The organism is Streptomyces sp. NPDC088794 (assembly GCF_044750545.1).
Lineage (GTDB): Bacteria > Actinomycetota > Actinomycetes > Streptomycetales > Streptomycetaceae > Streptomyces.
The window spans coordinates 101,237-120,677 of sequence record NZ_JBIVKB010000014.1 but is presented as its reverse complement, the minus strand read 5'-3'; the positions used below and the strand labels follow the sequence as shown (position 1 = coordinate 120,677).

Here is a 19,441-nt window from a genome sequence, read left to right as displayed (position 1 = left end):
TGCATGAATCGAGACATGTCTGATGTGACGCGCACGGAGGACGGACGTCCTGTGCGCCCCTGGCGGCGGGTCGTCGCCGAACTCGCCACCCTGTTCACGGCGGTGTTCCACATGCGCTGGACACGCCGCCACGGTCATGCGCCACCGACGGGCGATACCGGTGCCCGGCCGCTGACCGAGGTCCAGCAGGCCGGGCCGTCCGACCCGTCGTCGGCGCCGCAGGAGACCGTGCCCGCGGAGAGCACGCTGTGGCGGCTGCGCACGACGGTGAAGGACGAACCGGGGTCACTGGCGGTGCTGTGCACAGCCTTGGCCGGGCACCGGGTCGACATTCTGAGCCTGCAGACGCATCCGCTGGGCGCGGGCACGGTGGACGAGTTCCTGCTGCGGGCCCCGGCCGGGCTGGACTCCGCGGAGCTGACCCGGGTGATCGCGTCGGCCGGCGGCACCGACACCTGGATCGAGCGGGCCGACGCCCACGACCTGGTCGACGCACCGACCCGGGTCCTCGGTCTGGCCACCCGTACCGCCCTGGACGCGGCGGAACTGCCGCTTGCGCTGCGGCAGTTGCTGGGCCGGTGCACCATCCGCCAGTCGCCCGCCGTGCCGGTCGGCGCCGGTGCCCGAGCCCCGGAGGGCGCGCCGGTCGAGGGAGCGCTGGAGGACACCGTGCTGCGGCTGCGGGCGCCCGAGGGTGGCGTGATCACCGTGGAGCGGCCGTATCTGCCGTTCACGCCGACCGAGTTCGCCCGGGCGCGGGCGCTGGTGGAGCTGGACGCCCGGCTCGGACCGCGGGTGCCGCGCAGCCAGGACGTACTGACGCTGCCCGAGGGCAACGAGATCACCGTACGAAGGGCCGACGCGGGGGATGTGGAGGCCGCGAAGGAGATGCACGAGCGGTGCTCGGCGCGGACCCTCGCCATGCGGTACCACGGTCCGGTCGTCGACGCGGACCGCTACCTCAACCACCTTCTCAGCCCGCGCTACGGCCGCACCCTCGCGGTGCAGACCGCGTCCGGGCGGATCGTCGGGCTCGGGCATCTGCTGTGGGACGGGGACGAGACGGAGGTCGCGCTGCTCGTCGAGGACAAGTGGCAGCGGCGCGGTATCGGGGGCGAGCTGCTGGGGCGGCTGGTGGCCATGGCGGTCGAGGCGGGGTGCGAGAGCGTGTACGCGGTCACGCAGGCGTCCAACACGGGCATGGTCGCGGCGATGCGGGGCCTTGAGCTGCCGCTCGACTATCAGATCGAGGAAGGGACCCTGGTCGTCACGGCACGACTGGTCGGGGAGGCTCCGGTGGGCGAAGGGGCCGTGAGCACCACGAACGCCGAAACACCGTAGGACGTGCGGGACGCTGCCGCCGCCCGCGGCACCCCCGGCTCAATCGGGGTGACGCGCGGCGGCCCCTCGTACGAGGATGGACCGCATGTCAGAGACCAAGAGCCAGCTGCCCCGTCAGGTCGCCGACGCCTACGTCGACGAACTCGTCGCCCTCGATCCGATCACCGGCACGTTCCTCGGCGTCAAGGAGAGTTCGAGCAGGTTGCCCGACACCTCACCCGCGGGCGACGAGGCGCTCGCGGAACTGACGCGCCGGACGCTGGCGCGGCTCGACGAGGCCGAGCGGCAGCCGGGGGCGGACAGTGACATCGAGCGCCGGTGCGCGCGCCTGCTGCGCGAGCGGCTCAACGCCTCGCTCGCCGTGCAGGAGGCCGAGGAGGGGCTGCGCGCGGTCAGCAACCTGAGTTCGCCGGTCCACGCGGTGCGCCAGGTGTTCACCGTGACCCCGGCGCAGTCGGAGGAGGACTGGACGGCGATCGCCGAGCGGCTGCGCGCGGTGCCGGCGGCGCTGGAGGGCTACCGGGAGTCCCTGGCGCTCGGCCTGGAGCGCAAGTTGTACGGCGGGCCGCGCGCCACCGCCACGTTCGTCGGACAGCTCGGCGAGTGGGCCGACGCGGACGGCGAGGGACACGGCTGGTTCGAGCAGTACGCGTCGGCCGGTCCCGAGGCGCTCAGGTCCGAGCTGGACACGGCGGCCCGCGCGGCCACCGAGGCCGTGGTCGCGCTGCGCGACTGGCTGCGGGACGTGTACGAGCCGGCGATCGACGGCGCGCCGGACGTGGTGGGTCGCGAGCGGTACGCCCGCTGGGTCCGCTACTTCAACGGCACCGACCTCGACCTGGACGAGGCGTACGCGTACGGCTGGTCGGAGTACCACCGGCTGCTCGGCGAGATGAAGGCCGAGGCCGAGAAGGTCCTGCCCGGCGCGGCCACGCCGTGGGTGGCGCTGGCGCACCTGGACGAGCAGGGCACGCACATCGAAGGCGTCGACGAGGTGCAGCGCTGGCTGCAGTCCCTGATGGACGAGGCCATCGAGAAGCTCGACGGCACCCACTTCGACCTGGCCGAACGGGTGCGGCGCGTCGAGTCCCGGATCGCCCCTCCCGGCAGCGCGGCGGCGCCGTACTACACGCCCCCGTCGGACGACTTCTCGCGCCCGGGCTGCACCTGGCTGCCGACCATGGGCCAGACCCGGTTCCCCGTCTACGACCTGGTGTCGACCTGGTACCACGAGGGCGTGCCGGGCCACCACCTCCAGCTCGCGCAGTGGAAGCACGTGGCGGAGAACCTCTCCCGCTACCAGGCGGGCGTGGGCATGGTCAGCGCCAACGCCGAGGGCTGGGCGCTGTACGCGGAGCGGCTGATGGACGAGCTGGGCTTCCTCACGGACCCGGAGCGCCGGCTCGGCTATCTGGACGCGCAGATGATGCGCGCCGCCCGGGTGATCGTCGACATCGGCATGCACCTGGAGCTGACGATCCCGGACGACTCGCCCTTCCACCCCGGGGAGCGCTGGACGCCCGCGCTGGCGCAGGAGTTCTTCGGTTCGCACAGCAGCCGTCCGGCGGACTTCGTGGAGAGCGAGCTCACCCGCTACCTGTCCATGCCGGGCCAGGCCATCGGCTACAAGCTGGGTGAGCGGGCCTGGTTGCTCGGCCGGGAGAAGGCGCGCGAGCGGCAGGGCGCGGCGTTCGACCTCAAGACCTGGCACATGGCCGCGCTCTCGCAGGGTTCGTTGGGCCTGGACGACCTGGTGGACGAACTGTCCCAGCTGTAGGGCCTGTTCAGCGGCTCATGCCGGCCATCACGGGGTCAGTGCCGGAAGCCGCCTTCCGAGTCGATCACCTGGCCGGTGATCCAGCCCGCCTCGTCCGTGGCGAGCCACGCGATGAGGCGGGCCGGATCGTCCGGCACGCCCCAACGCCCGCCGGGGAAGAGGGCGGCGACCGCGTCGTACGTCTCCCCGGTCGCGTAACCGGTGTCCACCGGGCCCGGGTTGACCGTGTTCACAGTGATCGCGTGCTCGGCGAGTGTCGTCGCCAGCGAACGCGTCACCGAGGCCAGGGCGCCCTTCTGGAGGGCATACGCCAACTCCCCCGGCATACCGCTCCCTTGGTCCTGCCCGGACGTCATTGTGACCACGCGCCCACCCGGGGTGCCCACCGGCAGCGCGGCGCGGTGCCGGACGTAGGCCTGCACGAGCAGCAGCACCGAGCGGGTGTCGACGGCCCAGTGCGCGTCGAGCATCCCGGCGTCGATCGTGTCGAGGTCACCGTCGCTGCCGCTGAGGGCGTGGTTGGCGACGAGGATGTCGAGCCGACCGCCCAGTGCGGCGGCGGCAGTTGCGATCAGTTCGGCGGGGACTGCGGGGTCGGAGAGGTCACCGGGACCGTCGACGACCCGCGCCTCGGGGTCGCCCAGGACGGCGCGTACGGAGGCGGTCACGTCCTCGATCCGGTCCGCGCCCCACGGCATCGCGACGTCGTGCGGCACATGGTGATGCATGTAGACGCTCGCCCCGTACGCGGCCAGCCGCCGGGCCACGGCGTGCCCGATGCCGACGCGCCTGCTGGCACCGGTGACCAGGGCGGTACGGCCGCGCAGCGGCAGGGGGTCGCGGCGGAGGTCTTCGGGGGTGGGCTCGGGAAGTCGTGGCATGGACGATCATCATGGTGACGGGCGACGGCCCGCGCACGTGGTTTTCCCGCTACCGGCCCCGCCCGCGACCGCCGCTCCGCACCGACCATCCGGCGCCGACCGCCCCCGCGCAGATCACCCGACGCCGATCAGCCCGCGACCCGCCGCAACTGCACCAGGCCCACCCAAGTCTCCGGCCCCGGCTGGACGTTGGCCGCCCGCACCGCGTACCGCCCCGGTTGCAGCGCCACCCGCAGACTCTCCGTCCGGCCGGTCTCGGTACCGGGCCAGGCGGAGTCGAAGAGCACGACCGGTCCTGGCACCTCCCAGTCGACCGCGTCGGCCCAGTCCGCCGTGGCGAGGGCGGCGGGGACCTCGGCGAGCAGTTCCTCCTCGGAGTTCGCGGCCGTCCACCGTACGAACATGCCGTGCTCCGGCAGGAAGGCGGTCGAGGCGGGTTCGTCACCCAGGACCAGCGCGGCGGAGTCCCCGACGGGCAGCAGCCCGCAGTAGCCGTCGACCTCGCAGGCCCGGTCGTAGTCGGAGGCGGTCTCCTCCCCGTCGGCCCCCGCCCAGAACGCCAGGACCGTCTCGGGCACCGCTATCAGGGGCCCGCCTCCCGACTCGACCCACTCCACCGCACCGGGATCCGCGTATCGCACCATGGCGCCGACCGTACACGCACAGCCGTCGCACATCTCCCCGGTCCCCCACCGACCGAAGCCCTCCTCAACAGCCGCAGTCCTCGGCGGACTTGGGCGCGGTCAGTGGATCCGCGGCGCGCTGCTCGCGCCCCTCCCGGGTCTCGTACGCGAAGCCCTCCCGCACCCAGTACTCGAAGCCGCCGAGCATCTCCTTGACCTGGTAGCCGAGTTCGGCGAGGGCGAGCGCCGCGCGGGTGGCGCCGTTGCAGCCGGGACCCCAGCAGTAGGTGACCACCGGCACGGATCTGTCGAGGAGTTGGGCGGCCTGCTCGGGGATGAGCGCGGTCGGCAGATGGATCGCGCCGGGCACGTGCCCCTGGTCCCAGGACTCGGTGGAGCGGGAGTCCAGGACGAGGAACCCGGGGTCGCCGTCGCCCCCGAGCGCACTCGCGACGTCGGAGACATCGGCGTGGAAGGCGAGGCTCGCCCGGAAGTGGGCGGCGGCCTCGGCGGGGGACGCGGGGGCGACGCGCAGGACAGGGTTTTCAGTGAGGTCGGTTCTGGTCATGGCAGAAAATCTACGGCCGCCGATCGGCCGCCAGAAGGAGTGATCCCCGGCTCATCCCTTGATCTGCCGGGGATTCCCCTGCTAACTCTCCTCCATGACCACGTTTTCCCCGGACGCCACCGACTGGCGCATCCTCGACGTCCTCCAGCGCGAAGGACGTGCCAGTTTCGCCGAGCTGGCGCGGGCCGTCTCCATGTCGCCGAGTGCGGTCACCGAGCGGGTGCGGCGGCTGGAGGAGGCGGGGGTGATCCAGGGGTACGCGGCGGTCGTGGACCCCGAGCGACTGGGGCTGTCGATCCTGGCCTTCGTGCGGCTGCGCTACCCGAACGGGAACTACAAGCCCTTCCACGACCTGGTCGCGGTGACCCCGGAGATCCTGGAGGCACACCATGTGACCGGCGACGACTGCTTCGTGATCAAGGTGACCGCCCGCTCGATGCGCCACCTGGAGGAGGTCTCGGGCAAGATCGGCGCCCTCGGTTCGGTCACGACCAGCGTCGTCTACTCCTCACCGCTCCCCCGGCGCCCGCTCGGCCAATGATCGTGCTGCGGGATCACTGACCGCGCTGCCGCACCGTCGACCCCGTCCGCTCCTTCACGACCTCCAACTGCGCGTGGATCCTGCGCCGCAGATCGGGCACATGGCTGACGATCCCGACGCTGCGGTCACGCTCACGCAGCGAGTCGAGTACGTCGAGGACCTCGTCGAGCGTCTGGTCGTCGAGGCTCCCGAAGCCCTCGTCGATGAAGAGCGTGTCCAGTCGGACCCCGCCCGCCTCGTCCGTGACGACGTCCGCGAGGCCGAGGGCGAGCGCGAGCGAGGCGAAGAAGGTCTCGCCGCCGGACAGCGTCGCGGTGTCGCGCTCGCGTCCGGTCCACGCGTCGACGACGTGCAGCCCCAGACCGCTGCGCCCCCGGCCCGACCGGTCGGCGGAGTGGACGAGGGTGTAGCGGCCGGAGGACATGCGTTGCAGGCGTACGGTCGCGGCGGCGGCCACCTGTTCCAGTCGCGCCGCGAGCACATACGACTCCAGGCGCATCTTGCGCTCGTTCTCCGCCGAGGTGCCCGCGGTCAGGGTCGCCAGGCGGGCCACGCGGTCGTACTCGTCGCGCAGCGGGGCGAGGCGGCGTACGGCGCCGGCGGACCGGGTGGAGAGCCGGTCGAGGTCGGCGCAGCGGCCGGCTGCCGCGTCGCGCGCGGACGCGGCGTCGCGGAGGCGTGCTGAGGCGTCGGTGGCCGCCCGTTCGGCCGACTCCAGCTCGACGGGCGGCTGTTGGGCGGCGTTCGCCGTGTCGGTCTCGGCGAGGACGGCACGCACGGCGGCCTCCTCCGACTGCCAGGCGTCCAGGCGGCGTTGCAGCTCGCGGTGGGCGTCGTCGTCGAGGAGTGCGGCGGCCGCGGCCTGCGGGGTGTCGAAGCCGGCCCGGAAGGCCGCGTCGGCAAGCCTCGCGTCGGCGTCCTTGAGCCGCTGGGCGGTGTCCTCGGCGGCGCGCGCGGCGTCGGCGGCCTCGGTGAGCAGCGCGGCCTGCCGCTCCAACTGTCCGGCTCGCGCGGCCACGCTGGCAGCGGTACCGCGCGCTTGGGCCAACTCGGCTTCCAGCGTGGTCCGTTCGCGGTCGAGGGCATCCCGGCGGGCCACCCGGGAGGCGACACGCACCGCGGCCTCCTGCTGGGCGGAGCTGCGCAGCTCCCGCTCCTGCTCGGCCTGCCGCAGCCGTTCCTGCGCGGGGTGCAGCGCGCTCGCGCCCTGCCGGGCCTCCGCGTAGAGCCGCTCCAACTCCTCGCTCTGCTCGATGAGTTGATCGGTCGACGCGTCACCGGCCTCGCCCTGCGCGGCGGCCAACGCCCGTTGTACGACACCGAGTCGCCGTTCGGCCTCGGCGCGCTGTTCGTCGGCGTCCTGGAAAGCCGCCTGCGCGCGCTCCTCGGTCTCCCGGTCCACGTGTCCGGCGTCCTTGCGGGCGGGCGCCGGGTGTTCGGTCGCCCCGCACACCGCGCAGGGGTCGCCGTCGGTGAGCTCGGCGGCCAGTTCGGCGGCGATGCCGTTCAGCCGCTGTTCCTTGACGTCGAGCCACTCGGCCCGTGCCTTCTGGGCGCGGTCCGTCGAGGCGAGCACCTGGCGTCCGGCATCCTCCGTGTCCCGCGCGAACTGGTCGCGCTGACGGGCGGCGTCCAGTTTCCGGCGGGCGGGCTCCCGCTGCACGCCCAGCTGTTCGGCCCGGGTGGCCGCCTGCTGCGCCGACTCGACCCGGTCCTGGAGCCCGGCCCGCAGTTCCTCCCAGCCGGCCAGCCAGGCCTCGGCCTCCTGAAGCACACCTTCGTCGGCGCGTTCCTGGCGGTCCAACTGGTCGCGCTCGTCCACGAGTTCACCCAGCCGCCGCTCACCGCGACGCGCCGACTCAAGCCCGCCCAGCTCCTCGGCGGCCCGGCGTGCGGCAGCCGCGAGCCCGCCCGCGCCGGCACCGGCGAAGGAATCCGGGAGCAACGCCCGCGCATCGCTCTCACGGGCCGCCGCCCTCCGGTGCTCGCTCTCGGCCGACTCCCGCAGCTCCAGCGCGGGCGCCACCGCCTCCGCCTTGCGCGCCCGTTCCATCCGGACCTGCGCGTCCCGGTACCCGTCGGCCCGCGCCTCCATCCGCGCCGCCCGCTCCCGCGCCTGCGCGAACCGCTCCTGCAACCGGGCCAGTTCGCGTACGTCGCCCAACGCGCGCTCGGCGCCCGCCTGCGCGGACTCCGCGGTCGTGAGCCGGCACCGGGCGACCGTGAGCTGTTCGCGGGCGGTGCTGCGGGCGATCGCGGCGGCGGTGAGGACGGCCTCGGCCAGACCGGGCTCGCCCGGCTGGAGCTCCGGCAGCTCCATCGCGCCGCCGGCGGCCTGCTGCATGCGGTGCGCGTCGGCGAGCAATTCGGCGTCGCCTTCGCGGACTTGGGCCTCGGCGGTCCGTCGGAGCACGGCGAGACGCTGCTCGACCTCGGCGAACCGGTGGGTGTCGAAGAGCCGCCCGAGCAGCTTGCCGCGCGCCTCGGCGTCGGCGCGCAGGAACCGCGCGAAGTCACCCTGGGGCAGGAGCACGACCTGGCAGAACTGCTCGCGGCTCATGCCGAGCAGCTGGGTGATCTCCTCGCCGATCTCCTGGTGCGAGCGGCTGAGGTCCTTCCAGGCGGCGGGGTCCTTCGGGGCGCCGGCGGTGGCGTCGTACTCGCGCAGCCAGCTCTGCGCCTTCTCCAGCGTCGTACCGGATCCGCGCTTCTTGGGGCGCTCCCACGGTGGCTGGCGGGTGACCTCCAACCGGCGTCCGGCGACGGTCAGTTCGAGGGTGACCTCGGTGCGGGCGCCGGGTGCGGCGTGGTCGCTGCGCAGGGCCAGGCCCTGGCCGCTCTGCCGGGCACCGGGCACGGTGCCGTACAGGGCGTAGCAGACGGCGTCGAGGACGGACGTCTTGCCCGCGCCGGTCGGTCCGTGCAGCAGGAACAGTCCGGCGGCGGAGAGTTCGTCGAAGTCGACGGACTGGGCGGCGCCGAAGGGGCCGAAGGCCGTGATGTCGAGCCGGTGCAGCCTCACCGTGCCACCTCCCGGACGGTCTCGTCGGCGCGCACGGCGTCGAACGCGTCGCGCAGCACGCCCTGTTCGCGTTCGTCGGGTCCGGCGCCGCGCACATGGGCGACGAAGTCCTCGGCGATCTGCTGGTCGCTGCGGCCCGCGAGCCGTCCGGCGTAGGTCGCGTCGGGGTCGTCCGGCGACCGTTCGGGGTCGAAGACGAGGCTGAGGGTGTGCGGGAAGCGCTCGGCGAGCCGGGCCATGGGATCGGCGGGGCGGACCGGGTCGGTGAGTGTGGCCTCGACCCACGCGCCCTCGTGCCGGGCGAGTGCCGGGTCGGCGAGCAGGTGCTCCAGGGTGCCGCGCAGGCGGGCCAAGGAGCGCGGCACCGGGCAGTCGAGACGTTCGGCGGTGACCGCGCCGGTCGCGTCGAGGTCGACGAGCCACATCGTCTTGCGGTGGTCGGCCTCGGAGAAGGAGTACGGGAGCGGGGAGCCGGAGTAGCGGACGCGCTCGGTGATGGTCTGACAGCCGTGCAGGTGACCGAGCGCGGTGTAGTCGACGCCGTCGAAGACACCCGCGGGGACGGCGGCGACCCCGCCGACGGTGATGTCCCGTTCGCTGTCGCTGGCCTCGCCGCCGGTGACGAAGGCGTGCGCGAGGACGACGGACCGGGTACCGGGGGCACGTACCGCGAGGTCGGCGCGGACGCGGTCCATGGCCGCCGCGAGGACCGTCTCGTGGCCGGCCTTCTCGACCCCGAACTCGCCCTTCACCAGGGCCGGTTCGAGGTACGGGAGGCCATAGAAGGCCACGTCCCCATGGGTGTCGGACAGCACCACGGGCGTCCCGCAGGCCGCAGGCTCGGTGCGCAGGTGGATGCCGGCGCGGTCGATGAGTCCGGCGCCGACGCCGAGGCGGCGGGCCGAGTCGTGGTTGCCGGAGATCATCACCGTGGGCACGCCGAGGTCGGCGAGACGGTGCAGGGCGTCGTCGTACAGCTCGACCGCGGCCAGTGGCGGGACCGCCCGGTCGTACACGTCTCCCGAGACGACCACCGCGTCCACGTCGTGCTCGCGGACGGTGGTGAGGAGGTGGCGGATGAACTCGGCCTGGGCATCGAGCATGTTGACCCGGTGGAAGGCCCGCCCGAGGTGCCAGTCGGAAGTGTGCAACAACCTCAAGAACCCGCTCCGACCCGCACGATTCCCCCTGCCTGATGCCCGGACACCTGTGCCGACCCGTGGTCAGCAGCCACCACGCTAACGCCTTTCGGCACCTGATCCCCCACAGACCCCGACTTCCGCGGCAAGCGGCGCTTACCGGCCGCGCCCGTCGGCCACCCGGCACAGCAGGGCGGCCCACAGGTCGAGGCGGTCCTGGAGGCGGGAGAGGTCGCGGCCGGTGAAGTGCTCGATGCGCTGGACGCGGTAGTGGACGGTGTTGACGTGCAGGTGCAGGGCCTCGGCCGCGCGGGCCCAGGAGCCGTCGTGGGCGAGGAAGGTCTCCAAGGTGTGCAGGAGGGCGACGGCGGAGGCGCTCTCGGGGTTGTGCAGCGGGCCCAGGACGGTGCGGCTGTAGGCGGTGCGGACCTCGGCCGGTATGCCGGTGAGCAGGGTGTCGAGCGCCGTCAGCGTGGTGGCGTCGGTCAGGGCGGAGGCGTCCGGCGCCGTCGTCCGGGCCGAGTTGAGGGCGTAGCGGGCCTCCGCCAGGGCGCCGGGCAGTGTGGAGGCGTCGGGGGCCGGTGCGGCGATCCCGCCGTGCAGGGGCACGTCCGGTCGGCAGCCGGCGACGAGCCGCCAGCACGCGGCAAGGCCCTCGGCGGCGTCCGCGGACACGACCGCGAAGGCGGTGCCGTCGGGCAGCCGCCCGACGGCGGCACGGTCCGGGGCCGCGTGCGCGACGGCCTCCGTCAGCGCGCCCTCGGTGAGCCCCTCGTGCCGCGTGCCCGCGCCCGTGTCGGCGACCAGCACGCGGTACGGGCCCTCGGACGGGAGCCCGCAGGCGGCCAGCGCGCTGTCCGGCGCGGAGCCGGGGGTGGCCAGCACCGCCCCCAACTCGTCCGCGGTCTGATGCTCGGCGGCCCGGCGCCGGGCCCATGACTCCTGGCAGCGGCCGAGGACCGCGGTGATCTCGTGCAGCAGGCGGGGCGGGACCGCGGCGGCGTCGGGCAGGTGCAGCCACCAGCGTTCGTACGGGGTGGCCGCGTCGGCCTCCACCGCGACCGGCACTCCGGCGTCGGCGGTGGGCAGCGCGGCGGCCTCGTGCGGCGGGAGCGGGTCGGCGCCGGGGGTGGCGGCGACGGTGCGGCCGGTGGCGGTGACGAGGTAGGCGGTGGTGCGGTCGAGGTGCGCGAAGGCGGCGGCGAGCACCTGCTCGGGTCCGGCCTCCTGCGCGACCAGCCGGTTCAGCCGGCCCCGGGCGCTCTCGGGCAGCGCCTGGTGCCGGCTCAGCTCGCCCCACTGGCGCAGATAGACGGTGTCGGTGATCGCCCGGAACATGATGTGCGCGGGCACCCCGGCCACCGGGACGCCCTGTCGTACGCAGGCCTCGACCAGGTCGTCGGGGACCGAGCCGTGGGTCTCCTCGCCGGCCAGGAGCACGGCCGCGCCCGCGCCCTTCAGTCCGGCGACGAACCGTTCCGCCTTGGCCCGCCCGCCGTCCGGGCTCCACCACACCAATCCGCTCAGCACGACCTCGCCGGGCCGCACGAAGCGCGCCGGGTCCTCCAGATCCGTGACGGTGACCCCGCTGATCTCCCGTCGCAGCGACGCGTCCTCGGCCCACAGCAGGCGCAGGCCGAGGGACTCGTCCCCCAGAAGGTGTTCGACGTGCATGTGCTCGGACTCCTCGTTCCCTCCTCGCATTCACGAGGTGAATCCGAGTCCCAGCATCGTAAATGCAAGCCTTACGGCAGGGAACGCCTCTTGGTGAATCCTCCAGGACCGGCCCCGCGGGACTCGGATATTCCGTGCTCCGCACCAGTCGTCCGGGGCGGGTCCGCGTTGTTTCACTGGCGGTCATGGACCTGAACACCGTGGTCGAGATCCGGGACGCCCGGCATCCGGCGCCCTGGCGGCCGGGCGACGCCTGGCTGGGCGGCGGCACCTATCTGTTCTCCGAGCCCCAGCCGCACCTGCGCCGCCTGGTCGACCTGAGCCGCACCGGCTGGCCGCCCGTCCAACTCCACCCGGACGGCTCGGTGGAGATCGCCGCCACCTGCACGATCGCCCAACTGTCCAGGTTCGCGCGGACGTTGACGACCGAAGCGGCCCCACTCATCGAGCGGTGCTGCCGGGCCTTCCTCGCCTCGTTCAAGATCTGGAACATGGCCACCGTGGGCGGCAACCTGTGCAACGCCCTCCCGGCCGGCCCGATGATCTCCCTCACGGCCGCGCTGGACGGCGAGTGCCTGCTGCTCGCCCAGGACGGGGTGCAACGCCGGGTGCGCGTGGCCGACTTCGTGACCGGCGCGGGCCACAAGGTCCTGGCCGAGGGCGAGTTACTGCGCTCGGTCACGCTGCCCGCCCGGGCGCTGGACTGCCGTACGGCGTTCCGGCAGGCCTCGCTGTACGGTCTGGGCCGCTCAGGTGCCCTGGTCATCGGCGCGCTGGACCTGCTCGACCACTCCCTCTCCGTCACGGTGACCGCCGCCACCGTGCGGCCGGTGCGGCTGTGGTTCCCGCTGCCGCCGACGGCCCGTGAGCTGCGTACCGCGCTCGACTCGGCGGTCGCCGACGACGAGTGGTTCGACGACATCCACGGGCTGCCCGCGTGGCGCCGACACATGACCGTGCGGTTCGCGGAGGAGATCCGCCGGGAGCTCGAAGGCGCGGGCACGACGAAGGCAGAGGTCACACGATGAACGTCGAGGTCAACGGACGGTCCTTCGCCGACGAACCGCGCCCCGGGCAGTGTCTGCGCACCTATCTGCGCGAGCGCGGCTGGTTCGGGGTGAAGAAGGGCTGCGACGCGGGCGACTGCGGGGCGTGCACGGTCCACGTGGACGGCGAGCCGGTGCACAGCTGCCTCTACCCCGCCTTCCGCGCCGACGGCCGATCCGTCACCACCGTCGAGGGGTTGGCCGCGCCCGACGGCGAACTCCACCCCGTCCAGCGGAAGTTCCTCGACGCGCAGGGCTTCCAGTGCGGCTTCTGCACCGCCGGGTTCCTGATGACCACGGCCGCCCTGGACGAGGACCAACTCGCCGACCTACCAAGGGCGTTCAAAGGCAACCTGTGCCGCTGCACCGGCTATCGCGCGATCGAGGACGCGGTACGGGGGGTGTGCCACGTCGAGACACCCGACGCCGGCGAGTCCGTCGGCCGCAGCCTCCCCGCCCCGGCCGGCCCCCAGGTCGTCACCGGCACCGCCCGCTACACCTTCGACGTCGACGTGCCCGGGCTGCTGCACATGAAGCTGCTGCGCTCCCCGCACGCGCACGCCCGCATCACCTCGATCGACATCACGGCGGCGCTCCACGTCCCGGGCGTCCACGCCGTGTTCACCCACCACGACGCCCCCGAACTGCACTTCTCCACCGCCCGCCACGAGCACCCCACGGAGGACCCGGACGACACCCGCGTCCTGGACGACACCGTGCGGTACGTGGGCCAGCGGGTGGCAGCCATCGTCGCCGACAGCGAGGCCGCCGCCGAGGAGGGCCGCCGGCGCGTCGAGGTGACGTACGAGGTACTGCCTGCCGTCCTCGACCCCGAGGAGGCGATGCGGCCCGGCGCGCCGGTCGTGCACGACAAGGACGCGACCACCGCCCGGATCTCGCGTCCCCGGGACAATGTCGTCGGCGAGGCGCACGGCGAGATCGGTGACGTCGAGGCCGGGTTCGCCGAGGCGGACACCGTGTACGAGGAGACGTACCGCACCCAGCGCGTGCAGCACGCCAGCCTGGAGACGCACGGGGCGGTGGCATGGTTCGACGAGGACGACAGGCTTACCGTGCGCACCAGTTCGCAGACCCCGTTCCTGACCCGCCGTGCCCTGTGCGCGCTGTACGACCTCCCCGAGCAGCAGGTGCGGGTCGTCGCCGGGCGGGTCGGCGGCGGCTTCGGCGGCAAGCAGGAGATGCTCGTCGAGGACATCGTGGCCCTCGCCGTGCTGCGCCTGCGCCGCCCGGTGAAGCTGGAGTACACCCGTGCCGAGCAGTTCTACGGGGCCACCACCCGGCACCCGTTCACGATCGCCGTGAAGATCGGCGCCCGCCGCGACGGCACACTGACCGCGCTGCGGCTGCGAGTTGTGTCGAATACGGGGGCGTACGGCAATCACGGGCCGGCCGTGATGTTCCACAGCGTCGGCGAGTCCATGGCCGTCTATCGCGCCCCGCACAAGAAGGTCGACGCCTACTCGGTCTACACGCACACCGTCCCGGCGGGCGCCTTCCGGGGCTACGGGCTCGGCCAGGTGATGTTCGCCGTCGAGTCGGCTCTCGACGAACTGGCCCGGCAACTCGGCCTGGATCCGCTGGAGTTCAAGGCGCGCAACATCATCGGTCCCGGCGAGGCGATGGTGACCCCGGGCGGCGAGGAGGAGGACCTGCACATCGCCAGCTACGGCCTCGACCAGTGTCTCGCCGTCGTCCGCCGTGCCCAGGCCGAGGAGACCGCGACCGGGGCGGAGGACGTCCCCGAGGGCTGGCTGACCGGTGAGGGCGCGGCCCTCGCGATGATCGCCACAGGGCCGCCAGGCGGTCACCTCGCCGACGCGAAGGCCACCCTCCTCGCCGACGGAACCTTCGATCTCGCCGTCGGCACCGCCGAGTTCGGCAACGGCACCACCACCGTGCACCGCCAGATCGCGGCGGGCGAACTCGCCACCACCGTCGACAGGATCACGATCCGCCAGTCCGACACCGACGTCGTACGCCATGACACGGGCGCCTTCGCCTCCACCGGAACCGTCGTCGCGGGCAAGGCCACCCTGCGCGCCTCCCGCGCCCTGGCCGACCTGTTGCTCGACTTCGCGGCCGCGCATCTACGGGTCCCGCGCGCGGAGTGCCGGCTCGGTGAGGAGGCCGTGCTGCACCCGGGCGGCCGGCTCGCGCTGAAGGAACTGCACGCCACCGCACGGGCGGTGGGCGTCGAGTGCACCGCCGACGGGCACTTCGGCGACACCCCGCGCTCGGTCGCCTTCAACGCGCAGTGGTTCAAGGTGGCCGTCGATCCCGGCACCGGTGAGATCCGCATCCTGCGCAGCGTGCACGCGGCCGACGCGGGCAAGGTGATGAACCCGATGCAGTGCCGGGGCCAGGTCGAGGGCGGGGTCGCCCAAGCGCTCGGCGCCACACTCTTCGAGCACGTCCGGATCGACGGCACGGGCGCGGTGGAGACGGCCGCGTTCCGCCGTTACCGGCTGCCGCAGTACGCCGACGTGCCGCGTACCGAGGTCCACTTCATGGAGACGGCCGACACGATCGGCCCGCTCGGCGCCAAGTCGATGAGCGAGAGTCCCTTCAACCCGGTCGCCCCCGCCTTCGCCAACGCCCTGCGCGACGCGACCGGCGTCCGGTTCACGGAACTGCCGCTGACCCGGGACCGGGTGTGGCTGGGGCTGCGGGACGCCGGCGTCCACGGCGACGCCCCCTGACCCAATGGGGGGCAGCGACCGGTCACGCGTCGCCGTACGCCTCCCCGCCCAGCTCCAACACCGCCGTCCCCGCGGTCGCGTCGGCGAGCCAGGAGCGGAGGGCGGCCACGTCGGCGTCCGGCAGGGCGATGTCGATCGTGACGGCTTCCGCGTACCGCACGTCCCGGACCTCGCGGCCGGTCGCGCGCAGGTCGTTCTGGACCTTGCCGGCGCGCTGGTGGTCGACGGTGACCGTGGCGAGGCGGTAGCGGCGGCGGGTGCGGGTGCCGAGTTCGTCCAGGGCCTCGCCGACCGCGCCGCCGTACGCCCTGATCAGTCCGCCCGCGCCGAGCTTGACCCCGCCGTAGTAGCGGGTGACGACCGCGACGACGTACCGCATCTCGCGGCGCAGCAGCATCTGGAGCATGGGGACGCCGGCGGTGCCGCCCGGTTCGCCGTCGTCGCTGGCCTTCTGGACGGAGGCGTCGGCGCCGATGACGTAGGCCCAGCAGTTGTGGGAGGCGTCGGCGTGCTCCTTGCGGATCGCGGCGACGAAGGCCTGGGCCTCCTGCTCGGTGGCCGCCGGGGCGAGCGCGCACAGGAAGCGGGAGCGGTTGACCTCGGTCTCGTGCACCCCCGCGCGGGCGACTGTGCGGTACTCGTCCTGCATCCGTCCACCCTATGACCTGGTGTTGTCGCCCTCCTCGGCCAGGTGGACAAGAGTGGCAGCGTGAACTCCCCGGCTTCCCCTGCCTCCCCGACCGCACCGGCCTCCCCGTCCCCCGGCGTCAAGGCCCGGCTGCGCTCGTGGCTCCTGGACGGACTCAGTCAGCAGACGGCCCGGCACCAGGGACCGCATGCCGCCCCGCAGCCCGAGGAGAAGGGCCACACCTGGTGGCGGGTGATGTGCCTGACCGGCGTCGACTACTTCTCCACCCTCGGCTACCAGCCGGGCATCGCCGCGCTCGCCGCCGGACTGCTCTCCCCGCTGGCGACGCTGGTGCTGATCGGGCTGACCCTGCTCGGCGCGCTGCCCGTCTACCGTCGGGTGGCGCACGAGAGCCCGCACGGCGAGGGCTCGATCGCCATGCTGGAGCGGCTGCTGTCGTGGTGGTCGGGGAAGATCTTCGTGCTGGTGCTGCTGGGGTTCGCGGCCACCGACTTCATGATCACGATCACCCTGTCGGCCGCCGACGCCGCCGCGCACGTCGTCGAGAACCCCTTCGCCCCGCACTGGCTGGAGGGCGAGAACCTCTGGATCACGCTGGTGCTCGTCGGTCTGCTCGGCGGGGTGTTCCTGAAGGGCTTCCGGGAGGCCATCGGGATCGCGGTGGTACTGGTCGGGACGTATCTGACCCTCAACGTGGTCGTGCTCGCCGTCTCCGCCTGGGAGGTGCTGAGCCATCCGGTGCGGATCGGGGACTGGACGGACGCCATGACCGCCGAGCACTCCTCGCCCCTCGCCATGGTCGGGGTGGCGCTGCTGGTGTTCCCGAAGCTGGCGCTCGGCATGTCCGGCTTCGAGACCGGAGTCGCGGTGATGCCCCAGGTCAAGGGCGACCCGGCGGACACGTACGCCAAGCCCACCGGCCGCATCCGGGAGACCCGCAGGCTGCTCACCACGGCCGCCGTCATCATGAGCTGCTTCCTGCTCCTGTCGAGCCTCGCGACGACGATCCTGATCCCGCAGGACGACTTCAAGACCGGCGGCCCGGCCAACGGACGCGCGCTCGCCTATCTCGCGCACGAACACCTGGGCCAGGTCTTCGGCACGGTGTACGACGTCTCGACGATCGCCATCCTGTGGTTCGCGGGCGCCTCGGCGCTGGCCGGTCTGCTGAACCTCGTACCGCGCTATCTGCCGCGCTACGGCATGGCTCCCGAATGGACGCGGGCGGTGCGGCCGTTGGTGCTGGTGTTCATGCTGGCCGCCGTCCTCATCACGCTGTGGTTCGACGCGAACGTCGACAAGCAGAGCGGGGCGTACGCGACCGGTGTGCTGGTGCTGATGCTGTCCGCGGCGTTCGCGTCGACGGTGGCCGTGCACAAGCGGGGGCACCGGCGGGCCGCGCTCGGCTTCGGGGTGATCACCGCGGTCTTCGCGTACACCCTCGTCACCAATGTCGTGGAGCGGCCCGACGGCCTCAAGATCGCGCTGATCTTCATCCTCGCCATCCTGGTGACCTCGTTCGTCTCACGGGTGCACCGGGCCTTCGAACTGCGGGCCACGGAGGTCACGTTCGACGAGACGGCGGCCCGCCTTGTGGACGAGGCGGCGGGCCGCGGACCGGTCCAGGTGATCGCCAACGAGCCGGCGGAGCACACCACCGGGCAGTACCGCGCCAAGGAGTACGAGCAGCGGGCCCACACGCACATCCCCGAGGGTGAACCGCCACTGTTCCTGGAGGTGTTCGTGCGGGACTCCTCCGACTTCCTGTCGGACGTCACCGTGCACGGCGACGAGAAACACGGGGTGCGGCGGCTGCGGGTGTCGGGCCCGACCGTGCCCAACACCATCGCCGCGGTCCTGCTGTCGATCCGCGACCGCACGGGCCAGGTCCCGCACGCCTACTTCAGCTGGACCGAGGGCAACCCGGTCAGCCACCTCTTCCAGTTCCTGGTCTTCGGCCACGGCGAGGTCGCGCCGGTCACCCGCGAGGTGCTGCGCCGGGCCGAGCCGGATCCGGCGCGGCGGCCGTGGGTGCACGTGGGGTAGGCCGGCGGGAGCGCCCGGCGCCTCAGTGCTTCCTGCCGCGCGGCACGAGCATGTCCGTCAGCAGGGCCGTGCCGGGGGCGAGGGCCGCCCAGGTGGTGCCGTGCCAGACCAGCACGGCGATCGCGGAGGTCGGGAACTTCAGCCGCACCTCGTCCAGCGCGTCGTCGAGACCGTCCTCGGCGAGTTCCAGGACGAGGTCCTCCAGGCCGGGGTTGTGCCCGACCAGGAGCAGCGTCTCCACCTCGGCGGACACCTCGTGCACGACGTCGAGCAGTTCGGGGACGTCGGTGCCGTACAGGCGCGGGTCGTGGTGGACCGGCGGCGGGGTGCCCCACTGGGCCGCGGCCGACTCCCAGGTCCGGCGGGCCCGTACGGCGGTGGAGCACAGGGCGAGGTCCGGCAGGAGGTCGTGCTCGGCGAGCGCGCGGCCCGCGGCGGGTGCGTCCCTGATGCCGCGCGGGGCGAGCGGTCGCTCGTGGTCGGGAACGCCCGCCGGCCAGGCGGACTTGGCGTGCCGCAGCACGACCAGCCGACGCAGCGGACCGACGCCCGCGCGGGCGATCACGCCGACGATCCCAGGTCACGGGAGAGTTCGAGAGCGAGCAGCCGGTCGGCGTAGACGTACGTCTCGAAGCGGGCCCCCTCGGGCAGTTCGGTCGACGCCTCCACGTCGGCCAGCACGCGCAGCACCTCGGGCACGTCGAGGTCGTCCTCCCAGGCCGCGCGCAACCGCGCGCGCACCTGGTCGGGCACCGGCCGCGAGGGCTGCCGCGCCCACGCCGCGACCGCCCGACGCCACCGCCGGAGCGTGTCACCGGCCTCGGTCAGGGCGGCCTTGTCGAGCAGTGCGGGGGTAACGCGGGGCGGGGAGAGGAGGGCGAGGCGCAGGACGGCGGGGTCGGTGCGGTGCGCACTCGGGCGCCCGGGCCGCAGCGCCTCCGGATGGCCGAGATCATCCGCCGCCACGTCCACAGGTGCTACGGCGACCAGGACCCCGTCCCCGGGGGCCGTGCCGTCCGCCTCCAGCACGTGCACGACCTGCGACTCCCCCAGTCCGGAGCCGACGTCCCGGGTGTCCTCGAAGGGCCGGATGCCCAGCGCGGCGCCGTCGGCGCGCAGTTCCGCCTGGTCCCGGTCGCCGGTCAGCAGGGGCCAGACCGGGGTACCGCCGAGTTCGAGGGTGCGGACGAGGAGATCGGCGACCAGCAGCACGCGCAGCGCGCCGGTGTCGTGGCCCCGCACATGGGCCTCGACCCTGGTCAGCCGTCGGCGGACAGGGGCGGCGTCGACGGGATGGCCGGTTCGGGCGTCGGTGATGCGCAGCACGCAGCGAGCGTAGGCGGGCGGCGGGCCGAGCGCAGGCATCCTGCGCGTTTTCCGGACAGGGGTCACGGACACGGATCACGGACCGGGG

At 73.2% G+C, this 19,441-nt stretch carries 15 protein-coding genes; 6 read left to right on the top strand and 9 right to left on the bottom strand.

Going from position 1 to position 19,441, the window contains the following annotated elements; genetic code table 11:
* Positions 1–15: 15 nt before the first annotated feature.
* The gene (locus tag ACIP6U_RS33715) at positions 16–1,341 is read left to right on the top strand and encodes a GNAT family N-acetyltransferase (protein WP_401725859.1); all 1,326 of its coding nucleotides are present in this window, start codon (positions 16–18) and stop codon (positions 1,339–1,341) included.
* An 85-nt stretch (positions 1,342–1,426) separates the two neighbouring features.
* Positions 1,427–3,118, top strand: coding sequence for a DUF885 domain-containing protein (locus ACIP6U_RS33710; RefSeq protein ID WP_401725857.1), 1,692 nt, complete (start codon positions 1,427–1,429; stop codon positions 3,116–3,118).
* A 35-nt stretch (positions 3,119–3,153) separates the two neighbouring features.
* Here ACIP6U_RS33710 and ACIP6U_RS33705 read toward each other — a convergent pair whose 3' ends face one another.
* The 3 genes from ACIP6U_RS33705 to ACIP6U_RS33695 form a co-directional block, all read right to left on the bottom strand.
* Positions 3,154–3,999, bottom strand: coding sequence for an SDR family oxidoreductase (locus tag ACIP6U_RS33705; RefSeq protein WP_401725855.1), 846 nt, complete (start codon positions 3,997–3,999; stop codon positions 3,154–3,156).
* 128 nt (positions 4,000–4,127) lie between these two features.
* Positions 4,128–4,643, bottom strand: coding sequence for an immunity 21 family protein (locus ACIP6U_RS33700; protein ID WP_401725853.1), 516 nt, complete (start codon positions 4,641–4,643; stop codon positions 4,128–4,130).
* Positions 4,644–4,707: 64 nt separating this feature from the next.
* Positions 4,708–5,190: a rhodanese-like domain-containing protein gene (locus tag ACIP6U_RS33695; protein ID WP_401725851.1), complete on the bottom strand. Its 483-nt coding sequence runs from the start codon at positions 5,188–5,190 to the stop codon at positions 4,708–4,710.
* 94 nt (positions 5,191–5,284) lie between these two features.
* Here ACIP6U_RS33695 and ACIP6U_RS33690 point away from each other — a divergent pair, with 94 nt between their 5' ends.
* Positions 5,285–5,731 carry an Lrp/AsnC family transcriptional regulator gene (locus ACIP6U_RS33690; RefSeq protein WP_401725850.1) on the top strand — a complete coding sequence of 149 codons (447 nt, stop codon included), beginning with the start codon at positions 5,285–5,287 and terminating at the stop codon, positions 5,729–5,731.
* Between the two features lie 13 nt (positions 5,732–5,744).
* On the opposite strand, the gene ACIP6U_RS33685 is transcribed toward ACIP6U_RS33690, so the two are convergent.
* The 3 genes from ACIP6U_RS33685 to ACIP6U_RS33675 form a co-directional block, all read right to left on the bottom strand.
* Complete coding sequence (locus ACIP6U_RS33685; protein WP_401725848.1) at positions 5,745–8,753, bottom strand: AAA family ATPase; 3,009 nt, start codon at positions 8,751–8,753, stop codon at positions 5,745–5,747.
* Positions 8,750–9,913 (bottom strand): exonuclease SbcCD subunit D, encoded by a 1,164-nt coding sequence (locus ACIP6U_RS33680; RefSeq protein WP_401725846.1) that lies wholly within the window; start codon positions 9,911–9,913, stop codon positions 8,750–8,752. Before ACIP6U_RS33680 ends, ACIP6U_RS33685 begins: the two co-directional genes overlap by 4 nt.
* Before the next feature lie 135 nt (positions 9,914–10,048).
* The gene (locus ACIP6U_RS33675) at positions 10,049–11,566 is read right to left on the bottom strand and encodes a PucR family transcriptional regulator (protein WP_401725844.1); all 1,518 of its coding nucleotides are present in this window, start codon (positions 11,564–11,566) and stop codon (positions 10,049–10,051) included.
* A 185-nt stretch (positions 11,567–11,751) separates the two neighbouring features.
* Between ACIP6U_RS33675 and ACIP6U_RS33670 the strand changes: the two genes are divergently transcribed.
* Together ACIP6U_RS33670 and ACIP6U_RS33665 are read left to right on the top strand one after the other, a co-directional pair.
* Positions 11,752–12,594 carry an FAD binding domain-containing protein gene (locus tag ACIP6U_RS33670; RefSeq protein WP_401725842.1) on the top strand — a complete coding sequence of 281 codons (843 nt, stop codon included), beginning with the start codon at positions 11,752–11,754 and terminating at the stop codon, positions 12,592–12,594.
* Positions 12,591–15,332 carry a molybdopterin-dependent oxidoreductase gene (locus ACIP6U_RS33665; RefSeq protein WP_401725840.1) on the top strand — a complete coding sequence of 914 codons (2,742 nt, stop codon included), beginning with the start codon at positions 12,591–12,593 and terminating at the stop codon, positions 15,330–15,332. Before ACIP6U_RS33670 ends, ACIP6U_RS33665 begins: the two co-directional genes overlap by 4 nt.
* Positions 15,333–15,354: 22 nt before the next feature.
* Here the strand turns inward: ACIP6U_RS33665 and ACIP6U_RS33660 are convergent, their stop codons facing one another.
* Positions 15,355–15,981, bottom strand: coding sequence for a YigZ family protein (locus ACIP6U_RS33660; RefSeq protein ID WP_401725839.1), 627 nt, complete (start codon positions 15,979–15,981; stop codon positions 15,355–15,357).
* A gap of 129 nt (positions 15,982–16,110) precedes the next feature.
* Here ACIP6U_RS33660 and ACIP6U_RS33655 point away from each other — a divergent pair, with 129 nt between their 5' ends.
* Complete coding sequence (locus tag ACIP6U_RS33655) at positions 16,111–18,027, top strand: amino acid transporter (RefSeq protein WP_401726182.1); 1,917 nt, start codon at positions 16,111–16,113, stop codon at positions 18,025–18,027.
* Between the two features lie 22 nt (positions 18,028–18,049).
* Here the strand turns inward: ACIP6U_RS33655 and ACIP6U_RS33650 are convergent, their stop codons facing one another.
* Together ACIP6U_RS33650 and ACIP6U_RS33645 are read right to left on the bottom strand one after the other, a co-directional pair.
* Positions 18,050–18,592: a SixA phosphatase family protein gene (locus tag ACIP6U_RS33650; protein ID WP_401725837.1), complete on the bottom strand. Its 543-nt coding sequence runs from the start codon at positions 18,590–18,592 to the stop codon at positions 18,050–18,052.
* Positions 18,589–19,392, bottom strand: a complete 804-nt coding sequence (locus tag ACIP6U_RS33645; protein WP_401725835.1) for a hypothetical protein — start codon at positions 19,390–19,392, stop codon at positions 18,589–18,591. Before ACIP6U_RS33645 ends, ACIP6U_RS33650 begins: the two co-directional genes overlap by 4 nt.
* Positions 19,393–19,441: the final 49 nt, after the last annotated feature.

What these genes read in the sequence shown, in the direction of transcription:
- ACIP6U_RS33715 (WP_401725859.1), top strand. Translation starts at nt 16, where the DNA reads ATGTCTGATGTGACGCGCACGGAGGACGGACGTCCTGTGCGCCCCTGG.
- ACIP6U_RS33710 (WP_401725857.1), top strand. Translation starts at nt 1,427, where the DNA reads ATGTCAGAGACCAAGAGCCAGCTGCCCCGTCAGGTCGCCGACGCCTAC.
- ACIP6U_RS33705 (WP_401725855.1), bottom strand. Translation starts at nt 3,999, where the DNA reads ATGCCACGACTTCCCGAGCCCACCCCCGAAGACCTCCGCCGCGACCCC.
- ACIP6U_RS33700 (WP_401725853.1), bottom strand. Translation starts at nt 4,643, where the DNA reads ATGGTGCGATACGCGGATCCCGGTGCGGTGGAGTGGGTCGAGTCGGGA.
- ACIP6U_RS33695 (WP_401725851.1), bottom strand. Translation starts at nt 5,190, where the DNA reads ATGACCAGAACCGACCTCACTGAAAACCCTGTCCTGCGCGTCGCCCCC.
- ACIP6U_RS33690 (WP_401725850.1), top strand. Translation starts at nt 5,285, where the DNA reads ATGACCACGTTTTCCCCGGACGCCACCGACTGGCGCATCCTCGACGTC.
- ACIP6U_RS33675 (WP_401725844.1), bottom strand. Translation starts at nt 11,566, where the DNA reads ATGCACGTCGAACACCTTCTGGGGGACGAGTCCCTCGGCCTGCGCCTG.
- ACIP6U_RS33670 (WP_401725842.1), top strand. Translation starts at nt 11,752, where the DNA reads ATGGACCTGAACACCGTGGTCGAGATCCGGGACGCCCGGCATCCGGCG.
- ACIP6U_RS33665 (WP_401725840.1), top strand. Translation starts at nt 12,591, where the DNA reads ATGAACGTCGAGGTCAACGGACGGTCCTTCGCCGACGAACCGCGCCCC.
- ACIP6U_RS33660 (WP_401725839.1), bottom strand. Translation starts at nt 15,981, where the DNA reads ATGCAGGACGAGTACCGCACAGTCGCCCGCGCGGGGGTGCACGAGACC.
- ACIP6U_RS33645 (WP_401725835.1), bottom strand. Translation starts at nt 19,392, where the DNA reads ATGCCTGCGCTCGGCCCGCCGCCCGCCTACGCTCGCTGCGTGCTGCGC.